The sequence below is a fragment of the Variovorax xiamenensis genome (assembly GCF_050916385.1).
Taxonomy (GTDB): domain Bacteria; phylum Pseudomonadota; class Gammaproteobacteria; order Burkholderiales; family Burkholderiaceae_C; genus Variovorax.
This window is the reverse complement of the sequence record NZ_CP139038.1, coordinates 3,712,335-3,726,835: the sequence shown is the minus strand read 5'-3', so window position 1 is coordinate 3,726,835 and position 14,501 is coordinate 3,712,335. Positions and strand designations below refer to the sequence as shown.

The following is a 14,501-nucleotide window of genomic DNA, read 5'->3' as shown; positions in this document are numbered from 1 at the left end:
CTCACCCATGACGGAAGTACCTGAAACCGTGGTTTGCCCGGGTTGCGATGCGGTCTACAGCCGCACGCCGCTGAAGCCGCGCGACGTGGCGCATTGCCCGCGCTGCGGCACGGAGCTCGACCGGCACCCGGGCGAGCAGGAGCGCCGCATCCTTCCGCTGACGGTGGCCTGCCTCATCATGTTCGCCATCGCGAACCTGTTTCCCATCGTCGAGATCGAGCTCCAGGGCCTGCGCAGCCAGACCACCCTGGCCGGAGCCGTGGTGGCGCTGAGCGCCGAAGGCATGTCGCTGGTGGCGCTGCTGGTGCTGGCCACGACCATCCTCTTTCCCTTCCTGCAGCTTTGCATCCTGGCCTACCTGCTCATTCCGCTGAGCCGGGAGCACCGGCCCGTGGGCTTCGCGCTGCTGGTGCGGGCGATGCAGTCGCTTCGGCCCTGGGGAATGATCGAAGTGTTCCTGCTCGGTGTGCTGGTGGCCATCGTCAAGCTCTCCAGCATGGCGAGCGTGGTGCCAGGGCCGGCGCTGTGGGCCTTCATGGCGCTCACGGTGATGCTGACGGCGGTGCTGTCGTTCGATCCGGGCGCGTTCTGGGGCATGGCGTTCCGGCCGAAGAATGAAGAGAAAGGCGAGGCATCGGCATGAAGCCGCTGGGCCGTCTCCGGCAGCGCCTCGGGAGCCTCGCGGCCTCCGGCGATCAGCACCACGAGCACGACGAGGACGCCCAGGTTCCCACCGCCGCCTCGATGGGCTTCATGGCCTGCCGGCATTGCGGCGCCGTCTGGAAGAACGCCGAGGAAGGCGATGCCTGCGGCCGCTGCGGCACCCACCTGCACACGCGCAAGCCGCAGAGCCTGAAGCTCACCTGGGCCTTCCTGATCGCGGCCTGCATGATGTACATACCGGCGAACCTGCTGCCGGTGATGATCACGCGCACGCTCTTCGGCACGCAGAACGACACCATCCTGAGCGGGGTGATCTACTTCTGGGTGTCGGGCGCCTACGGGCTGGCGGCCATCGTCTTCATCGCGAGTTTCCTGGTGCCGCTGTTCAAGCTGGCGGTGCTGCTGCTGCTCGTGGTGCTGGCGCAGCGCGGCAGCACCTGGCGGCGGCGCGAGCGGGCCAGGCTCTATCACATCATCGAGATCATCGGCCGCTGGTCGATGCTCGACGTGTTCGTGGTGTCGCTGCTGACGGGGCTGGTGCAGATCCAGGGCTTCGCGGTCATCACCGCGGGCGTGGGCATCGCGGCCTTCGGCTCGGTGGTGGTGCTGACGATGCTGGCCTCGTTGAGCTTCGATCCGAAGCTCACCTGGGACAGCAGGGAAGAGCAGGCCATCCTGCGCGACAACGAGGAAGGTGCACAGACACATGGAAACAGGGACGAGAAACCAGCATGAGTGAAGAAGACCGACCCCAGGACAGACCGGCGCCGTCCGGCCAGCCCGACCAGTCGCCCTTGCCCAGGCCGCGCGTGGTGCGCCGGCGCGAATGGCTGCCGTCGCTGATCTGGCTGATCCCGATCGTGGCGGCGCTGGTCGGCATCACGCTCGTGGCTCGCATCATCATGGAGCGCGGCCCCGAGGTGGTGCTGACCTTCAAGACCGCCGAGGGCCTGGAGGCCGGCAAGACCGCCGTCAAGTACAAGGACGTGCAGATCGGCCTGGTCACCAGCCTGCGGCTGGCGCGCGACCGCTCGCACGTGCGCGTGCTGGTGCAGTTCAACAAGGAAGCCGACAGCTTCACCGCCTCCGACTCGCGCTTCTGGGTGGTGCGCCCGCGGCTGGACACCTCGGGCATCTCGGGGCTCAACACGCTTCTGTCGGGGGCCTACATCGGCGCCGATCCGGGCGTGTCGAAGGAAACGGCCGGTGAATTCACCGGGCTCGAAACCCCGCCCACCGTCACGCGCGACGACTCCGGCAAGCAGTTCCTGCTGCGCGCCAACGACGTGGGTTCGCTCGACGTGGGCTCGCCCGTGTACTTCCGGCGCATCAAGGTCGGGCAGGTGGCCGCCTACGAGCTCGACGGCGACGGGCGGGGCGTGACGCTGCGCGTCTTCGTCAATGCGCCGTACGACAAGTTCGTCGGCATGAACACGCGCTTCTGGCAGGCCAGCGGCATCGACGCGCAGCTCAGCGCCAGTGGCTTCACGCTGCGCACGCAGTCGCTGGCGACCATCCTGCTCGGCGGCATCGCCTTCCAGGCGCCCGACGACGCGATGGGGCCGACGGCCAAGGAGAACGCCTCCTTCGCGCTGGCGCAGGACGAGTCCGCGGCCATGAAGGAGCCCGACGGGCCTTCGCAGACACTGCTGATGTACTTCAACCAGTCGCTGCGCGGCCTGACGCCGGGCGCGCCGGTCGACTTCCGCGGCGTGGTGATCGGCGAGGTGAAGTCGATCGGCGTGGAGTTCGACCGCGCCGAGCGCGAGTTCCGCATGCCGGTGCTGGTGCAGGTCTACCCCGACCGCCTGCGCCGCCGCGCGGGCGAGAGCGGCACCGAGTCGCGCTCCACCCAGCAGGAGCGGCTGCGCTTCCTGGCCGAGAAGGGCCTGCGCGCCCAGCTGCGCAACGGCAACCTGCTGACCGGCCAGGTCTACGTGGCGCTCGACTTCTTCCCGAAGGCGCCGCCCGCGAAGATCGACCTGGCGAAGAGCCCGATCGAGCTGCCCACCGTGCCCAACAGCCTCGACGAGATCCAGTCGCAGGTGCAGGAAATCGCGACCAAGCTCAACAAGGTGCCCTACGAGCAGATCGCGGGCGACCTTCGCACCACGCTCGCCTCGCTCAACAGGACGCTCACGGCCACAGAGCAGACGGTGAAGCGCATCAACAACGACGTGACGCCCGAGCTGGCCGCAGCCATGAAGGACGTGCGCAAGACCGTGAACACGGCCGAGCGCACGCTGGCCGACGACTCGCCGCTGCAGCAGGACATGCGCCAGACGCTGCAGGAGCTCACGCGCGCCGCCGGCTCGGTGCGCGTGCTGACCGACTACCTCGAGCGCCACCCAGAGTCGCTGCTGCGCGGCAAACCGGACGACGGCAAGAAATGAAGAAGAACCACATCGCATCCGTGGCCGCGACAGCGGCACTGCTGGCCATGCTCGCGGGCTGCGCCAGCAAGCCCGACAACTACTACACGCTGGCGAGCCCGGTGGCTGCGGCCGACGCCACGCCTTCGACGACGCCCGGCGGCGCCGCGCCGATCTACATCGAGCTGGCGCCGGTGGCCGTTCCCGAGCGACTGGCTCGGCCGCAGATGGTGGTGCGGCAGCCCAACGGCAGCGTGCAGGTCGAGGTGCTGGAGCAGCATCGCTGGGCCTCGTCCTTCGAGAACGAGCTGCGCGACGCGCTGGCCAGCGGCATCGCCGGGCGGCTCGGCGCGCTCGACGTGACCAAGGGCGGCAGGCAGAGTTCGCAGCCGGTGTGGCGCATCGCGGTGCAGCTCAGGCAATTCGACGCGGTCGACGGCGGGCGCGTGGATGCGAGCTTCAGCTGGACGCTGCGGCGCTCCGACGAGGCGCGCACACTGGTCTGCCAGCTGAACCTGGGCGAAGCCGTGGGCAGCGGAATGGATGCGGTGGCACAGGGCGCGCAGCGCGTGACCGCCGCCGCCGCGGCCGCGATGGCGCGCAGCGTGAGCGCGGCGCGCGCGAACCCGGCGGCGACGGGTTGCGCCGCATGATGGAGCCGTAGCTCCCATCCCGCCTTCCGCTGCCGCGTGCGGAAGGAGCAAGACTGGCAGGAATCCCATGACAAGGAGACCCCATGGCACAGATCGGCAAGGCGCCCTGCGACGAGACGCTGATTCTTCATGGCTCCCGGGTGGGAGAGGGCGCGGAGACCGGATGCCCTGAAGCCGCCCGGCCATGGGTGCTGGCGGCGGCCATCGTGGGCTCGAGCATGGCCTTCATCGACGGCACGGTGGTCAACGTGGCGCTGCCGGCCATCCAGGCCGACCTGCACGCCACGGCTTTCCAGGCGCAATGGGTTGTGGAGTCGTACGCCTTGCTGCTGGCGGCGCTGCTGCTGGTGGGCGGAGCGCTGGGCGACCACTACGGCCGGCGGCGCATGTTTGCGATCGGCGTCGGCATCTTCGCGTTGTCTTCGGTGGCCTGCGCGCTGGCGGGCAACGTGCAGCAGCTCATCGCGGCGCGGGCGGTGCAGGGCGTCGGCGGTGCGCTGCTGGTGCCGGGCAGCCTTGCGCTCATCAGCGCGGCCTTTCCGGAGAAGGAGCGCGGCAAGGCCATCGGCACGTGGTCGGGCTTCAGCGGCATCACCGCGGCGGTGGGGCCGGTGCTCGGCGGCTTCCTGGTCGATCATTTCTCGTGGACCTGGGCTTTCCTCATCAACGTGCCGATGGCGCTGCTGGTGCTGTGGATCGTGTGGCGCCACGTGCCGGAGAGCCGAGGCGCTTCCGCCAGCGGCGGGCTCGACCTGTGGGGCGCGCTGCTGGCGACGGCGGGGCTCGGGGGCATCGTCTACGCCTTCATCGAGGCGCCGACGCAGGGCTGGGGTTCGGTGGCCGTGCTCTCAGCGCTTGCCATCGGCGTGCTGGGCAGCGCGGCCTTCTTCGTTGCAGAGCGCAAGGTGCGCACGCCGATGCTGCCGCTGGAGCTGCTGCGCATCGGCAATTTCAGCGGCGCGAACCTGCTGACGCTGCTGCTGTACGCGGCGCTGGGCGGCAGCCTGTATTTCTTTCCGCTCAACCTGATCCAGGTGCAGGGCTACTCGGCCACGGTGGCCGGGGCGGCATTGCTGCCCTTCATCTTCATCATGTTCGCGCTCTCCGGGTGGGCCGGCCAGCTGGTCGACCGCTTCGGGCCGCGAATGCCGCTGGTCGTCGGGCCTTCTATCGCCGCCGTGGGCTTCGCCCTGTTCGCGCTGCCGGGCGTGGGCGCGAGCTACTGGAGCGGCTTCCTGCCGGCCGTGGTGGTGCTGGGCTTCGGCATGACGGTAACGGTGGCGCCGCTCACCACCACGGTGATGAACGCCGTGGGTGAAGAGCTGGCGGGCGTGGCTTCGGGCGTGAACAACGCGGTGTCGCGCGCGGCGGCGGTGTTGGCGATCGCGGTGTTCGGCGCGCTCATGGCCTGGGCCTTCGATGCGGCAATCGCCGATCACCTGCGCGAGATGGGCGCGTCGGCGCAGCTGACGGCGTTTCTCGAAGGCGAACGCAGCAAGCTGGCGGGCGCGTCCGTGCCGCCGGGGGCAGATGCAGCCACCGCGGCGGCGGTCAAGCGGGCGGTCGCCGAATCCTTCGTCGCGGGCTTTCGCTGGGTGATGCTGTCGAGCGCGGCGCTGGCGGTGCTGAGCGCGGCGAGCGCCTGGCTGATGATCCGCAGCGCTCCCGCTGACCAGGAGCCGGACGGGAAGGCATGAAAGGAGACAACGGATGCAGGACGAAAGCGAGGAGCAGCAGCACTTCGATGTGCTGATCGTCGGCGCGGGCCTCTCCGGCATAGGCGCCGGCTACCACCTGCAGACGCGCTGCCCGGGGCGCAGCTACGCGATCCTGGAAGGGCGCGAGCGCAGCGGCGGCACGTGGGACCTGTTCCGCTATCCGGGTGTGCGCTCGGACTCGGACATGTACACGCTGGGCTACTCGTTCCGGCCGTGGACGCAGGCGAAGTCGATCGCCGACGGCCCATCGATCCTGAACTACCTGCGCGAGACGGCGGCGCAGCACGGCATCGACCGCAGGATCCGCTTCAGCCATCGCGTGGTGCGCGCATCGTGGTCGACGCCCGATGCCTGCTGGAGCGTGGACGTGGAACGCGGCCCCGAGCGGCTTCCGCTGCGCCTGCGCTGCAACTTTCTCTTCCTGTGCGCCGGCTACTACAGGTACGACGCGGGCTACACGCCCGAATTCGCAGGCATCGGCGACTACACGGGCCGGGTGGTGCATCCGCAGCACTGGCCCGAGGACCTGGACTACAGCGGAAAGCGCGTGGTCGTGATCGGCAGCGGCGCCACCGCGATGACGCTGGTGCCCGCGATGGCGAAGACCGCCGGCCACGTGACGCTGCTGCAGCGCTCTCCCACCTACGTCGTCGCGCGCCCGGCGCAGGACCCGATCGCGCACAGGCTGCGCGGCGTGTTCCCGCCCGGGCTGGCCTACGGCCTCACGCGCTGGAAGAACGTGCTGCTGTCGATGTATTTCTTCCGCCTCGCGCGGCGCAAGCCCGAGTTCGCGAAGAAGATGATCCTGGGTGGCGTGCGGCAGGCCCTGGGCCCCGACTACGACGTCGCCACGCATTTCACGCCGCGCTACAACCCGTGGGACCAGCGACTGTGCCTGGTGCCCGACGGCGACCTGTTCGCGGCCATCAACGCGGGGCGGGCCTCGATGGTCACGGACCAGGTCGACAGCTTCACGCCGCGCGGCATCAGGCTGAAGTCGGGCGCGGAGCTCGAGGCCGACATCGTCGTCACCGCGACCGGGCTCGAGCTGGAGGTGCTCGGCGGCGTCCAGGTGGAAGTGGACGGCCGTCGCCTGGAGCCCGCCGCGACCTTCAACTACAAGGGCCTGATGTTCAGCGACGTGCCCAACCTGGCCTCGTCCTTCGGCTACACGAACGCGTCGTGGACGCTCAGGAGCGACCTGACCTGCGCCTACGTCTGCCGGGTGCTCAACCACATGGAAAAGCACGGCTGGAGCCAATGCACGCCGCGCAACACCGACCCGGCGCTGGCGCCCGAACCCTGGCTCGATTTTTCGTCGGGCTACGTGCAGCGCTCGATCAACAGGTTTCCCAAGCAGGGTTCGCGCGCGCCGTGGCGCGTGTACCAGAACTACGCGCGCGACCTACTGAGCCTGCGCTTCGGCGCGGTGGCGGACGGGGTGATGGAGTTCTCGAACCGGCGCACCGGCTAGGAAGAAGGGGCGTGAGCGGGAGAGAGCAGGGTATCGAGCTCGGCCCACAGCGGATCGCATTGGCCAGCCCTGAATGCGGCGGCCCTGAAGGTCGGATGCTCGCCGTGGTACGTGTCCCACAGCGGACGGTGGCCGTCGGCCACGCAGGCACGCACGTTGGCCAACCGGTCTGCGGCCTTCACCAGCAGCGCAAGTTCCTCGTCGCCCTCGACCTGCGCGAGCGCCGCATAGGTCTTGGCCTTGCGCTCCTTGCGGTTGGCGCCGGGCGCATCGGTCAGCAGCGCGACGCAGGCAGCGACCAGTTCCCCGAAGCGCGAACGCACGTCGGCCACCGTGGCGGCCGTGTCCTCGACCACGTCGTGCAGGTAGCCGACGACGCGGGCCCTGTCGCCGTAGGGTTGGAGCAGGGCGGCCACGGCATCCAGGTGATGCACGTACGGATGAACACCGTATTTCTGGTCGCCATGCATCTCAACGGCGTAGGCGCGGGCGGCGTCGGGTGTCGATGAGGTGGTGGTCATGGGGTGTCCTGTGATTTTTTGATTCTGCCCGCGCGACAGGGCCGTCTTTACCTCGTTTACGAAGGAAAACACCTACCGGAACCGCGTTGCCGACATTCTTGTGTATCGATACAGTAAATCGTTCCACAAAAACGGGCAGACGACCCGATCACCTATCCAGGAGACAAGAAATGACCTCGCTTTCACGCCGCCGGTTCGTCCGCTCGACCTCCGTCCTGTCGCTCGCCGCGGCCACGGCGGGCTTCTCGCGCCATGCCTTCGCACAGGAAAAGACGGTGGCGCTGCGCCTGTCGTCGTCCCACGTGGCCGACCTGAACTCCTCGCACTTCGCCTGGGCGCAGCTGATGCAGGCGAACCTCAAGAAGGCGGTGGGCGAGCAGATCCGCATCGACTACTTTCCGAACAACCAGCTCGGCAAGGAAAGCGACGTGGTGCAGCAGGTGAAGGTGGGCTCGATCGACATGATGCTCACCGGCTCGTCGATCTGGGCCACCGTGACGCCGCAGCTCGGCATGCTCGACCTGGGCTACCTGTTCGACAGCTACGAGCACGTGGCGCGCGCCGTGGAAGCGGGCGTGGGGCCGAAGCTCAACGAGATGCTGGTGAAGAGCACCGGCTGCCAGATCATCACCTGGGGCGCCCACTACGGCGCGCGCAACGTCTACACCAAGCAGCCGGTGAAGGGGCTGGCCGACGTGAAGAACGTCAAGCTGCGCGTGCTGCCCACGCCGGCCTTCATCGAGACCTTCAAGATCATGGGCGCGATCCCCACGCCGATCTCGTTCGGCGAGCTCTACATGGCGGCGCAGACCGGCGTGGTCGACGGTTTCGAGCACGACGCCGGCACGGTGCTGGCCAACAAGCTCAACGAGGTGGTCAAGCACTGCTGGATGACGGAGCACCTGTTCAGCCCCATGGTCTGCGTGGCCGGCAGGCGCGCCATGGACCGCGTGCCCGCCGCGCTGCGCCCGGCCTTCCTGAAGGCGGCGGCCGATTCCACGCTGCAGCAGCGCCAGATCGGCAACGAGCGCACGCAGCAGGTGATGGAAGAGCTCAAGAAGCTCGGCATCACCTTCACGCCGATGGCCAAGGGCGAGCGCGACCAGGTCCGCAAGGAGATGGAGGCGAAGCTCTGGGCCGGCTTCGCCAAACAGTACCCGGAGACCGGGCCGCTGTTCGCCATGATCAACTCGTCGCGGGCCTGAGCGGACATGTCGAGCATCTCCCTGCCCATGCAGCCGCAGCCGCATCATCAACAGCAGCCCGCGCTGGGCTTCGACGTCAGCCACGCCTCGGGGCGCTGGCTGGCCTGGCTGATGCGCATGACCGAGTACGTGGCCGGCGTGGTGCTGGCCGTCGACGTGGTGGTCGTGTTCGTCTCGGTTGTCTTCCGCTACTTCCTGCACGACCCCTTCGACTGGGCGGAAGAGGTGGCGCGCGCGCTGATGGTGGTCCAGGTGTTCTTCGGCGCGGCCACGGTACTGGCGCGCAGCCAGCACGTGGGCGTGGACCTGTTCCGCGGCATGCTGCCGGCGCGCTGGCAGCCGGCGCTGATCCAGCTCGGAAGCTGGATCATCGTGGGGGTGTCGGCGAGCCTTTTCGCCTCGTCGTGCGAGCTGCTGCTCGACTCGTACAACATGACCACGTCCATCGGCCTGCCGCAGTGGATCTACGTCTATCCGGTGGTCATCGGCAGCCTGTTCATGACGCTCTTCGGGCTGGCCAATGCGGTCAACGGGCCGCGGCGCGTGGTGTGGTCCACGCTGGGCATCGCTCTGGCGATCACCGCCGCGGTGGTGGGCTGGAACACGCTGATGAGCGCGTACGCGATTCCGCCCTGGGCGCTGCTCACCGCCGGCTTTCTCGGCGGCATGGCGCTGGGCATGCCGATCGCCTTCGTGCTCGCGCTGTCGTCGCTGGTGTTCTTCATGGCCGATCCCTCGCTGCCGATGCTCGTGTATTCGCAGCAGGTGATGGCGGGCACCGACCACTACGTGCTGCTGGCCATTCCGTTCTTCGTGCTGGCGGGGCTGCTGATGGAGTCCAACGGCATGTCGTCGCGGCTCATCGAACTGCTGCTGCGCATGTTCGGGCGGCTGCGCGGCGGGCTGGGGCTCATCACCATCACGGCCACGGCCTTCTTCTCGGGCGTGTCGGGCTCCAAGCTGGCAGACATCGCGGCGGTGGGCGGCATCATCATGCCGGCGGTGCGCAAGACCCGGCAGGACCCGAACGAGACCGCCGGCCTGCTGGCCTGCACGGCGGTGATGGCGGAGACCATTCCGCCCTGCATCAACATGATCATCATGGGCTTCGTGGCCAACATCTCGATCGCGGGGCTCTTCATGGCGGGGCTGATCCCGGCCGTGGTGCTGGCGGTGTCGCTGGCCGCCGTGACGATCTACGTGGGCACCAAGATCGACCCCGACGAAGCCTTCGACAAGCGCACGCCCATGCTCCGCCTGCTCGGCGGCGCCCTGGTGGCGCTGGTGATGGTGGCCATGATCGGCAAGGGCGTCACCTCGGGCGTCGCGACCTCGACCGAGGTGTCTTCCTTCGCGGTGGTCTATGCGCTGGTGGCGGGCTGGCTGGCCTTTCGCGAACTCACGGTGAAGACGGTGGCGCGGCTTTTCGTACGCTCGGCGTCGATGGCGGGCGGCATTCTTTTCATCGTGGCGGCGGCGTCGAGCCTGTCGTTCGCGCTCACGATCCAGCAGATTCCGCAGTACCTGTCGGAATTCATGATCGGCTTCGCGCACTCGTACGGCAGCACGATGTTCGTACTGCTGTCGGTGCTCATCATGATCGTGTTCGGCGCCATCCTCGAGGGTGCGCCGGCCCTCATCATCTTCGGGCCGCTGCTCACGCCCATCGCCTCGCAGCTGGGCGTCAACCCGCTGCACTTCGGCACGGTGATGGTGATCGCCATGGGCTTCGGGCTGTTCGCACCGCCGGTCGGGCTGGGGCTGTTCGCCACCTGCGCCATCACCGGCACGCAGGTAAAGGACGTGGCCCGGCCGATGATGAAATATCTTGTGGTCCTGTTCGCTACCCTCGTGGTGCTGGTGTTGGTGCCGGCGTTCTCCACCTGGCTGCCGCTACGCATGGGGATGTGACGGGCCGGCGAGCAGGAACACAGACGAAGAAACCAGAGACAAGAGGAAGGATTCCGTGAGCAGAATCAGCGATGTGGCCCAGAGGGCAGGGGTGTCGACCAGCACCGTGTCGAACGTCTTGAACGGCCGCAGCGACCGCATGGCCAAGGAGACGCTGGCGCGCGTCGAGAAGGCCATCCGCGAGCTGAAGTACCGGCCCAACACCTCGGCGCGCCAGCTCAAGACCGGGCACACGCCGCTCATCGGCCTGCTGGTGCCCTCGATGGCCAACCCGATGTACGGCTTCATCGCCCGCGAGATCGAGACGCTGGCGCAGGAACGCTACGGCTTTCGCATCATGATCGGCAACACCTACCGCGATGCCGCCAGGGAGGCGCACTTCTTCGAGGACCTGATGGCGCATGGCGTGCGCGGCGTGATCATCATCTCCTCGCTGGTCGACGAACAGCACGTCGAGGCGGCGGCCGAGCGCGGGCTGGTGGTGGTGAGCTACGACCGGCGCGCCGAGCCAAACGCGGCCTCTGTCATCGACCACGTGACGGTCGACAGCTTCGAGTCCTCGCGCATCGCCACGCAGCACCTGATCGACCTGGGGCACCGCCGGTTGGCCTTCGTCACGCCATCGGGGCGCACCATGAGTCGAAGCGAGAAGATCGCCGGCTTCCTGGCGGCCGCGAAGAGCGCGGGCCTGGAAGGCAGCGCGCAGGTCGTCGAAGGCCTGCCGGTCGACGAGTACGGCGATTCGATGATGAGCGAGCTGGGCCGCATGCAGGCGGGGCTGCTGGCGAAGTCGAGGAAGCGCCCGACCGGCGTGATCGGCGTGAACGACCTGCTGGCCTTCGGCCTGATGGCGGGCTTTCGCGACGCGGGCCTGGAGGTGCCGCAGGACGTGTCGGTGGTCGGCATCGACAACGTGTTTCTTTCCACGCTCATGCATCCGGCCATGACCTCGGTGCGCGTGCCTGTGCCCGAGATGGCGCAGGTGATGGTCGAGCGGGTGATGAGCCGGCTGTCGGACCCGTCGATCGCCACGCAGGAGTTCATCTTCGCGCCCACGCTGGTGGCGCGCGATTCGGTCGTGCCGCCGCGCGGCTAGCCAGTCAGTCTTTGTCCGAGCAAGAGTCTTTTCCCTTTCTTTTCTTCATGACCACGGTTTTCGTCAGCCATCCGCAGAGCAAGCTCGCCAACTACTTCGGCGACCGCGCCACCGCAGCCCTGCGGGCCATCGCGCAGGTGCGCTTCAACCCCACCGACACCGATCTTTCGTCGCGCGAACTTGCCGAGCTCGCGCAAGACTGCGACGCGATCATTTCCTATCGCCAGACCGCGGGCGACGAGGCGCTGTTCGCGGCGCTGCCGCGGCTCAAGGCCTTCGTGCGCTGCGCCATCGACATCCGCAACATCGACCTGGCCTCGGCCAGCCGCCACGGCGTGCTGGTGACGCAGGCTAGCGCGGGGTTCATCCCCTCGGTCTCGGAGTGGATCGTGGGCGTGATGATCGACCTCGGCCGCCACATCAGCGCCTCGGCCGAGGGCTATCACGCGGGGCGCGCCGTTGTGCCGGCGATGGGCCGCGAACTGCGCGGCAGCACGCTGGGCGTGATCGGCTACGGGCAGATCAGCCGCTACCTGTGCGACGTCGCGCTGGCGCTGGGCATGCGCATCGTCGTGCACGACCCGTACGCCGAGACCGGCCGGGCCGAGTTCGAACAGGTGGGCCTCGATGCGCTGCTGGCCCGGTCGGACTTCGTGGTCTGCCTCGCGGCGGCCACGGAGGCGACCGAGAACATGATGAGCGCCAAGGCCTTCGCCGCGATGCAGCCGCATGCCTTCTTCATCAATGCCTCGCGCGGCAATCTCGTGGATGAAGACGCGCTGCTCGCCGCGCTCGATGCCGGCGTGATTGCGGGTTGCGCGGTGGATGTGGGCCGCGCACCCGACCAGATGCCGTCGCCGCGCGTGGCCGCGCATCCGCGCGTGATAGCGACGCCGCACATCGGCGGGCTCACGCCGCCGGCCGTGGAGCACCAGGCCATGGAGACCGTGTCGCAACTGGCGGAGATCTTCCAGGGCAGGGCGCCCAAGGGGGCGGTCAACGCAGCCGAGGCTCATCGCTGGCGGCAGGCCTTCGGCGTGCGCCCCTGACCCTTCTTACACCTTCCTCTTTTTCAGGTATCCCATGGAACCCACCCGGAACACGCGCTATGCCGGCGCCTGCGACTGCCACGTGCACATCTACGAAGACCGCTTTGCGCTGATTCCGAACGTCGCGTGGGTGCCGCCGCATTCGCCCGTGTCGGCCTACCGCGAAGAGGTGCAGCTGCCGTTGGGCATCGACCGTGCCGTGGTCGTGCAGCCCACGGGCTACGGTTTCGACAATAGCTGCACGCTCGATGCGCTGGGCCAGTTCGGCAGCGCGGCGCGCGGCATCGCGCTGGTGGCGCCCGACGTGGCTGATGCCGAGATCGAGCGCCTGCACGCGGGCGGCATGCGCGGCGTGCGCTACATGATGATCGGCGGCGTGCTGGGCTGGGAGTCGCTGGAGCCGATGGCGGCGAGGCTGTCCAACGTCGACTGGATGGTCAACCTGCAGCTCGACGGCCGCACCATGCCCGAGCACGAGACGGTGCTCAAGCGCCTGAAGTGCAGGCTGGTGTTGGACCACAACGGCAAGTTCCTGGAGCCGGTCGCGCCGGAGCATCCGTCGTTCCAGTCGCTGCTGCGCGTACTCGATTCGGGGCGGGTGTGGATCAAGCTCTCGGCGCCCTACGAAACCTCGAAGACAGGCGCGCCCGGCTACGACGATGTGAGCCTGCTGGCGCGCACGCTGGCCGAGAAATTTCCCGAGCGCTGCCTCTGGGCCAGCAACTGGCCGCATCCGGGGCGCAGCCCGAGGCCGGAAAGCGCGCCGCTCTACGACCTGCTGTTCGACTGGGCAAGCAGCGACGACACGCGCCGCCGCATCCTGGTGGACAACCCCGCCGCGCTCTACGGCTTCTAGCCGCCGCGCTTCACCAGCAGGCGCAACGGCCCCTGGCCCTCGGCGCCGAGCCTGTCGAGGGGGTTGCGCAGCTTGCAGCGGTCGATGGAGAGGCAGCCGCAGCCGATGCAGTCGTCGAGCGTGTCGCGCAGCTTCTGCAACTGGGCCATGCGCTCGTCCAGCTCGGCGCGCCAGGAGGCGGAGAGCCTGGCCCAGTCCTCGCGGGTCGGCGCCGCGCCCGATGGCAGGGTGGCCAGCGCCCGGCCGATATCCGCAAGCGAAATGCCCACCCGTTGCGCCACCCGGACAAAAGCCACGCGCCGCAGCACCGTGCGCGGATAGCGCCGCTGGTTGCCGGCGGTGCGGGTGCTGCCGATGAGCCCTTGAGCCTCGTAGTAATGCAGCGTGGACACCGAGACGCCGCTGCGCTGCGCGACTTCGCCGACGGTGAGCGTGGGGGAGATGCCGGCTTTCTGCAGTGCGTCGTTCATCGGGGAAAAAAGAAAGTGAAAAGTGAAGCGGCGGATTCGAAAAGCTCTTGACCTCAACTTTAGTTGAGGTTTGAGAATTCGCCCCGGCGCGCAGGTCCTGTGCGCATCTTCTTTTCATCGAGGAACACATTCCCATGTCGAACAGCACCATCGCCGCCGCATCCGCTCCTGTCTTTCGCGTCGACAAATTCGTCGTGCCTGCCGAAGCACGCGCGGCCTTCATCGCGCAGATGCAGCGCATCCAGCAGACGCTGCGCAGCTTGCCGGGTTGCCTGCGCGCCCATGTGCTCGACCAGACCGGCGGCGGCAGCGAGTTCAATGTGCTGACGCTCGTCGAGTGGGCCGATGCGCAGGCCGTGGCCTCCGCCACCGAATTCGTCAAGAAGAAGTTCGCGGAAGAAGGCTTCGATCCGGTCGAGTTCACGAAGAAGGCCGGCGTGCGTTCCGACCAGGGCTTCTACGGCATCGCCTGACAACTTCCCACTGACAGGCCTTGCACGGGTTGACAGGGGA

14 protein-coding genes are annotated in these 14,501 nt (G+C 68.0%); 12 read left to right on the top strand and 2 right to left on the bottom strand.

From position 1 onward, the window contains the following. Positions 1-7 precede the first annotated feature (7 nt). The 6 genes from SFB74_RS16960 (at position 8) to SFB74_RS16935 (ending at position 6,880) form a co-directional block, all read left to right on the top strand. Complete coding sequence (locus SFB74_RS16960) at positions 8-643, top strand: paraquat-inducible protein A (protein ID WP_432725365.1); 636 nt, start codon at positions 8-10, stop codon at positions 641-643. Then, the gene (locus SFB74_RS16955) at positions 640-1,398 is read left to right on the top strand and encodes a paraquat-inducible protein A (RefSeq protein ID WP_432725363.1); all 759 of its coding nucleotides are present in this window, start codon (positions 640-642) and stop codon (positions 1,396-1,398) included. The genes SFB74_RS16960 and SFB74_RS16955 overlap by 4 nt, the downstream gene beginning before the upstream one ends. After that, positions 1,395-3,056, top strand: a complete 1,662-nt coding sequence (locus SFB74_RS16950) for an intermembrane transport protein PqiB (protein WP_432725361.1) — start codon at positions 1,395-1,397, stop codon at positions 3,054-3,056. Before SFB74_RS16955 ends, SFB74_RS16950 begins: the two co-directional genes overlap by 4 nt. After that, positions 3,053-3,688: a PqiC family protein gene (locus tag SFB74_RS16945; protein WP_432725359.1), complete on the top strand. Its 636-nt coding sequence runs from the start codon at positions 3,053-3,055 to the stop codon at positions 3,686-3,688. Before SFB74_RS16950 ends, SFB74_RS16945 begins: the two co-directional genes overlap by 4 nt. A gap of 83 nt (positions 3,689-3,771) precedes the next feature. Further along, a complete protein-coding gene (locus tag SFB74_RS16940; protein ID WP_432725357.1) occupies positions 3,772-5,385 on the top strand; it encodes an MFS transporter in 1,614 nt (537 codons plus the stop codon). Positions 5,386-5,398: 13 nt separating this feature from the next. Continuing rightward, a complete protein-coding gene (locus SFB74_RS16935) occupies positions 5,399-6,880 on the top strand; it encodes a flavin-containing monooxygenase (RefSeq protein ID WP_432725355.1) in 1,482 nt (493 codons plus the stop codon). Here SFB74_RS16935 and SFB74_RS16930 read toward each other — a convergent pair. Then, positions 6,877-7,401 carry an HD domain-containing protein gene (locus tag SFB74_RS16930; RefSeq protein WP_432725354.1) on the bottom strand — a complete coding sequence of 175 codons (525 nt, stop codon included), beginning with the start codon at positions 7,399-7,401 and terminating at the stop codon, positions 6,877-6,879. The two genes, SFB74_RS16935 and SFB74_RS16930, sit on opposite strands and share 4 nt — an antisense overlap. 170 nt (positions 7,402-7,571) lie before the next feature. Between SFB74_RS16930 and SFB74_RS16925 the strand changes: the two genes are divergently transcribed. The 5 genes from SFB74_RS16925 to SFB74_RS16905 are packed head-to-tail and all read left to right on the top strand — an operon-like array spanning position 7,572 to position 13,518. Further along, on the top strand, positions 7,572-8,606 hold the full coding sequence (locus SFB74_RS16925; RefSeq protein ID WP_432725353.1) for a TRAP transporter substrate-binding protein: 1,035 nt from the start codon (positions 7,572-7,574) through the stop codon (positions 8,604-8,606). Positions 8,607-8,612: 6 nt separating this feature from the next. Next, positions 8,613-10,517 carry a TRAP transporter large permease subunit gene (locus SFB74_RS16920; RefSeq protein WP_432725352.1) on the top strand — a complete coding sequence of 635 codons (1,905 nt, stop codon included), beginning with the start codon at positions 8,613-8,615 and terminating at the stop codon, positions 10,515-10,517. 55 nt (positions 10,518-10,572) lie between these two features. After that, positions 10,573-11,613 (top strand): LacI family DNA-binding transcriptional regulator, encoded by a 1,041-nt coding sequence (locus tag SFB74_RS16915; RefSeq protein WP_432725350.1) that lies wholly within the window; start codon positions 10,573-10,575, stop codon positions 11,611-11,613. Between the two features lie 47 nt (positions 11,614-11,660). Beyond that, positions 11,661-12,662 (top strand): NAD(P)-dependent oxidoreductase, encoded by a 1,002-nt coding sequence (locus tag SFB74_RS16910; RefSeq protein ID WP_432725348.1) that lies wholly within the window; start codon positions 11,661-11,663, stop codon positions 12,660-12,662. A 34-nt stretch (positions 12,663-12,696) separates the two neighbouring features. Next, positions 12,697-13,518, top strand: coding sequence for an amidohydrolase family protein (locus SFB74_RS16905; protein ID WP_432725347.1), 822 nt, complete (start codon positions 12,697-12,699; stop codon positions 13,516-13,518). Here SFB74_RS16905 and soxR read toward each other — a convergent pair. Further along, positions 13,515-13,988 carry a redox-sensitive transcriptional activator SoxR gene (soxR, locus tag SFB74_RS16900; RefSeq protein WP_432725345.1) on the bottom strand — a complete coding sequence of 158 codons (474 nt, stop codon included), beginning with the start codon at positions 13,986-13,988 and terminating at the stop codon, positions 13,515-13,517. The genes SFB74_RS16905 and soxR overlap by 4 nt on opposite strands. A gap of 134 nt (positions 13,989-14,122) precedes the next feature. Between soxR and SFB74_RS16895 the strand changes: the two genes are divergently transcribed. After that, positions 14,123-14,461 (top strand): antibiotic biosynthesis monooxygenase, encoded by a 339-nt coding sequence (locus SFB74_RS16895; protein WP_432725343.1) that lies wholly within the window; start codon positions 14,123-14,125, stop codon positions 14,459-14,461. Positions 14,462-14,501 lie beyond the last annotated feature (40 nt).

Coding starts and splice junctions, on each gene's coding strand:
- SFB74_RS16895 (WP_432725343.1), top strand. CDS start 14,123: ATGTCGAACAGCACCATCGCCGCCGCATCCGCTCCTGTCTTTCGCGTC.
- SFB74_RS16920 (WP_432725352.1), top strand. CDS start 8,613: ATGTCGAGCATCTCCCTGCCCATGCAGCCGCAGCCGCATCATCAACAG.
- SFB74_RS16955 (WP_432725363.1), top strand. CDS start 640: ATGAAGCCGCTGGGCCGTCTCCGGCAGCGCCTCGGGAGCCTCGCGGCC.
- SFB74_RS16950 (WP_432725361.1), top strand. CDS start 1,395: ATGAGTGAAGAAGACCGACCCCAGGACAGACCGGCGCCGTCCGGCCAG.
- SFB74_RS16925 (WP_432725353.1), top strand. CDS start 7,572: ATGACCTCGCTTTCACGCCGCCGGTTCGTCCGCTCGACCTCCGTCCTG.
- SFB74_RS16960 (WP_432725365.1), top strand. CDS start 8: ATGACGGAAGTACCTGAAACCGTGGTTTGCCCGGGTTGCGATGCGGTC.
- SFB74_RS16940 (WP_432725357.1), top strand. CDS start 3,772: ATGGCACAGATCGGCAAGGCGCCCTGCGACGAGACGCTGATTCTTCAT.
- SFB74_RS16905 (WP_432725347.1), top strand. CDS start 12,697: ATGGAACCCACCCGGAACACGCGCTATGCCGGCGCCTGCGACTGCCAC.
- SFB74_RS16945 (WP_432725359.1), top strand. CDS start 3,053: ATGAAGAAGAACCACATCGCATCCGTGGCCGCGACAGCGGCACTGCTG.
- soxR (WP_432725345.1), bottom strand. CDS start 13,988: ATGAACGACGCACTGCAGAAAGCCGGCATCTCCCCCACGCTCACCGTC.
- SFB74_RS16910 (WP_432725348.1), top strand. CDS start 11,661: ATGACCACGGTTTTCGTCAGCCATCCGCAGAGCAAGCTCGCCAACTAC.
- SFB74_RS16930 (WP_432725354.1), bottom strand. CDS start 7,401: ATGACCACCACCTCATCGACACCCGACGCCGCCCGCGCCTACGCCGTT.
- SFB74_RS16935 (WP_432725355.1), top strand. CDS start 5,399: ATGCAGGACGAAAGCGAGGAGCAGCAGCACTTCGATGTGCTGATCGTC.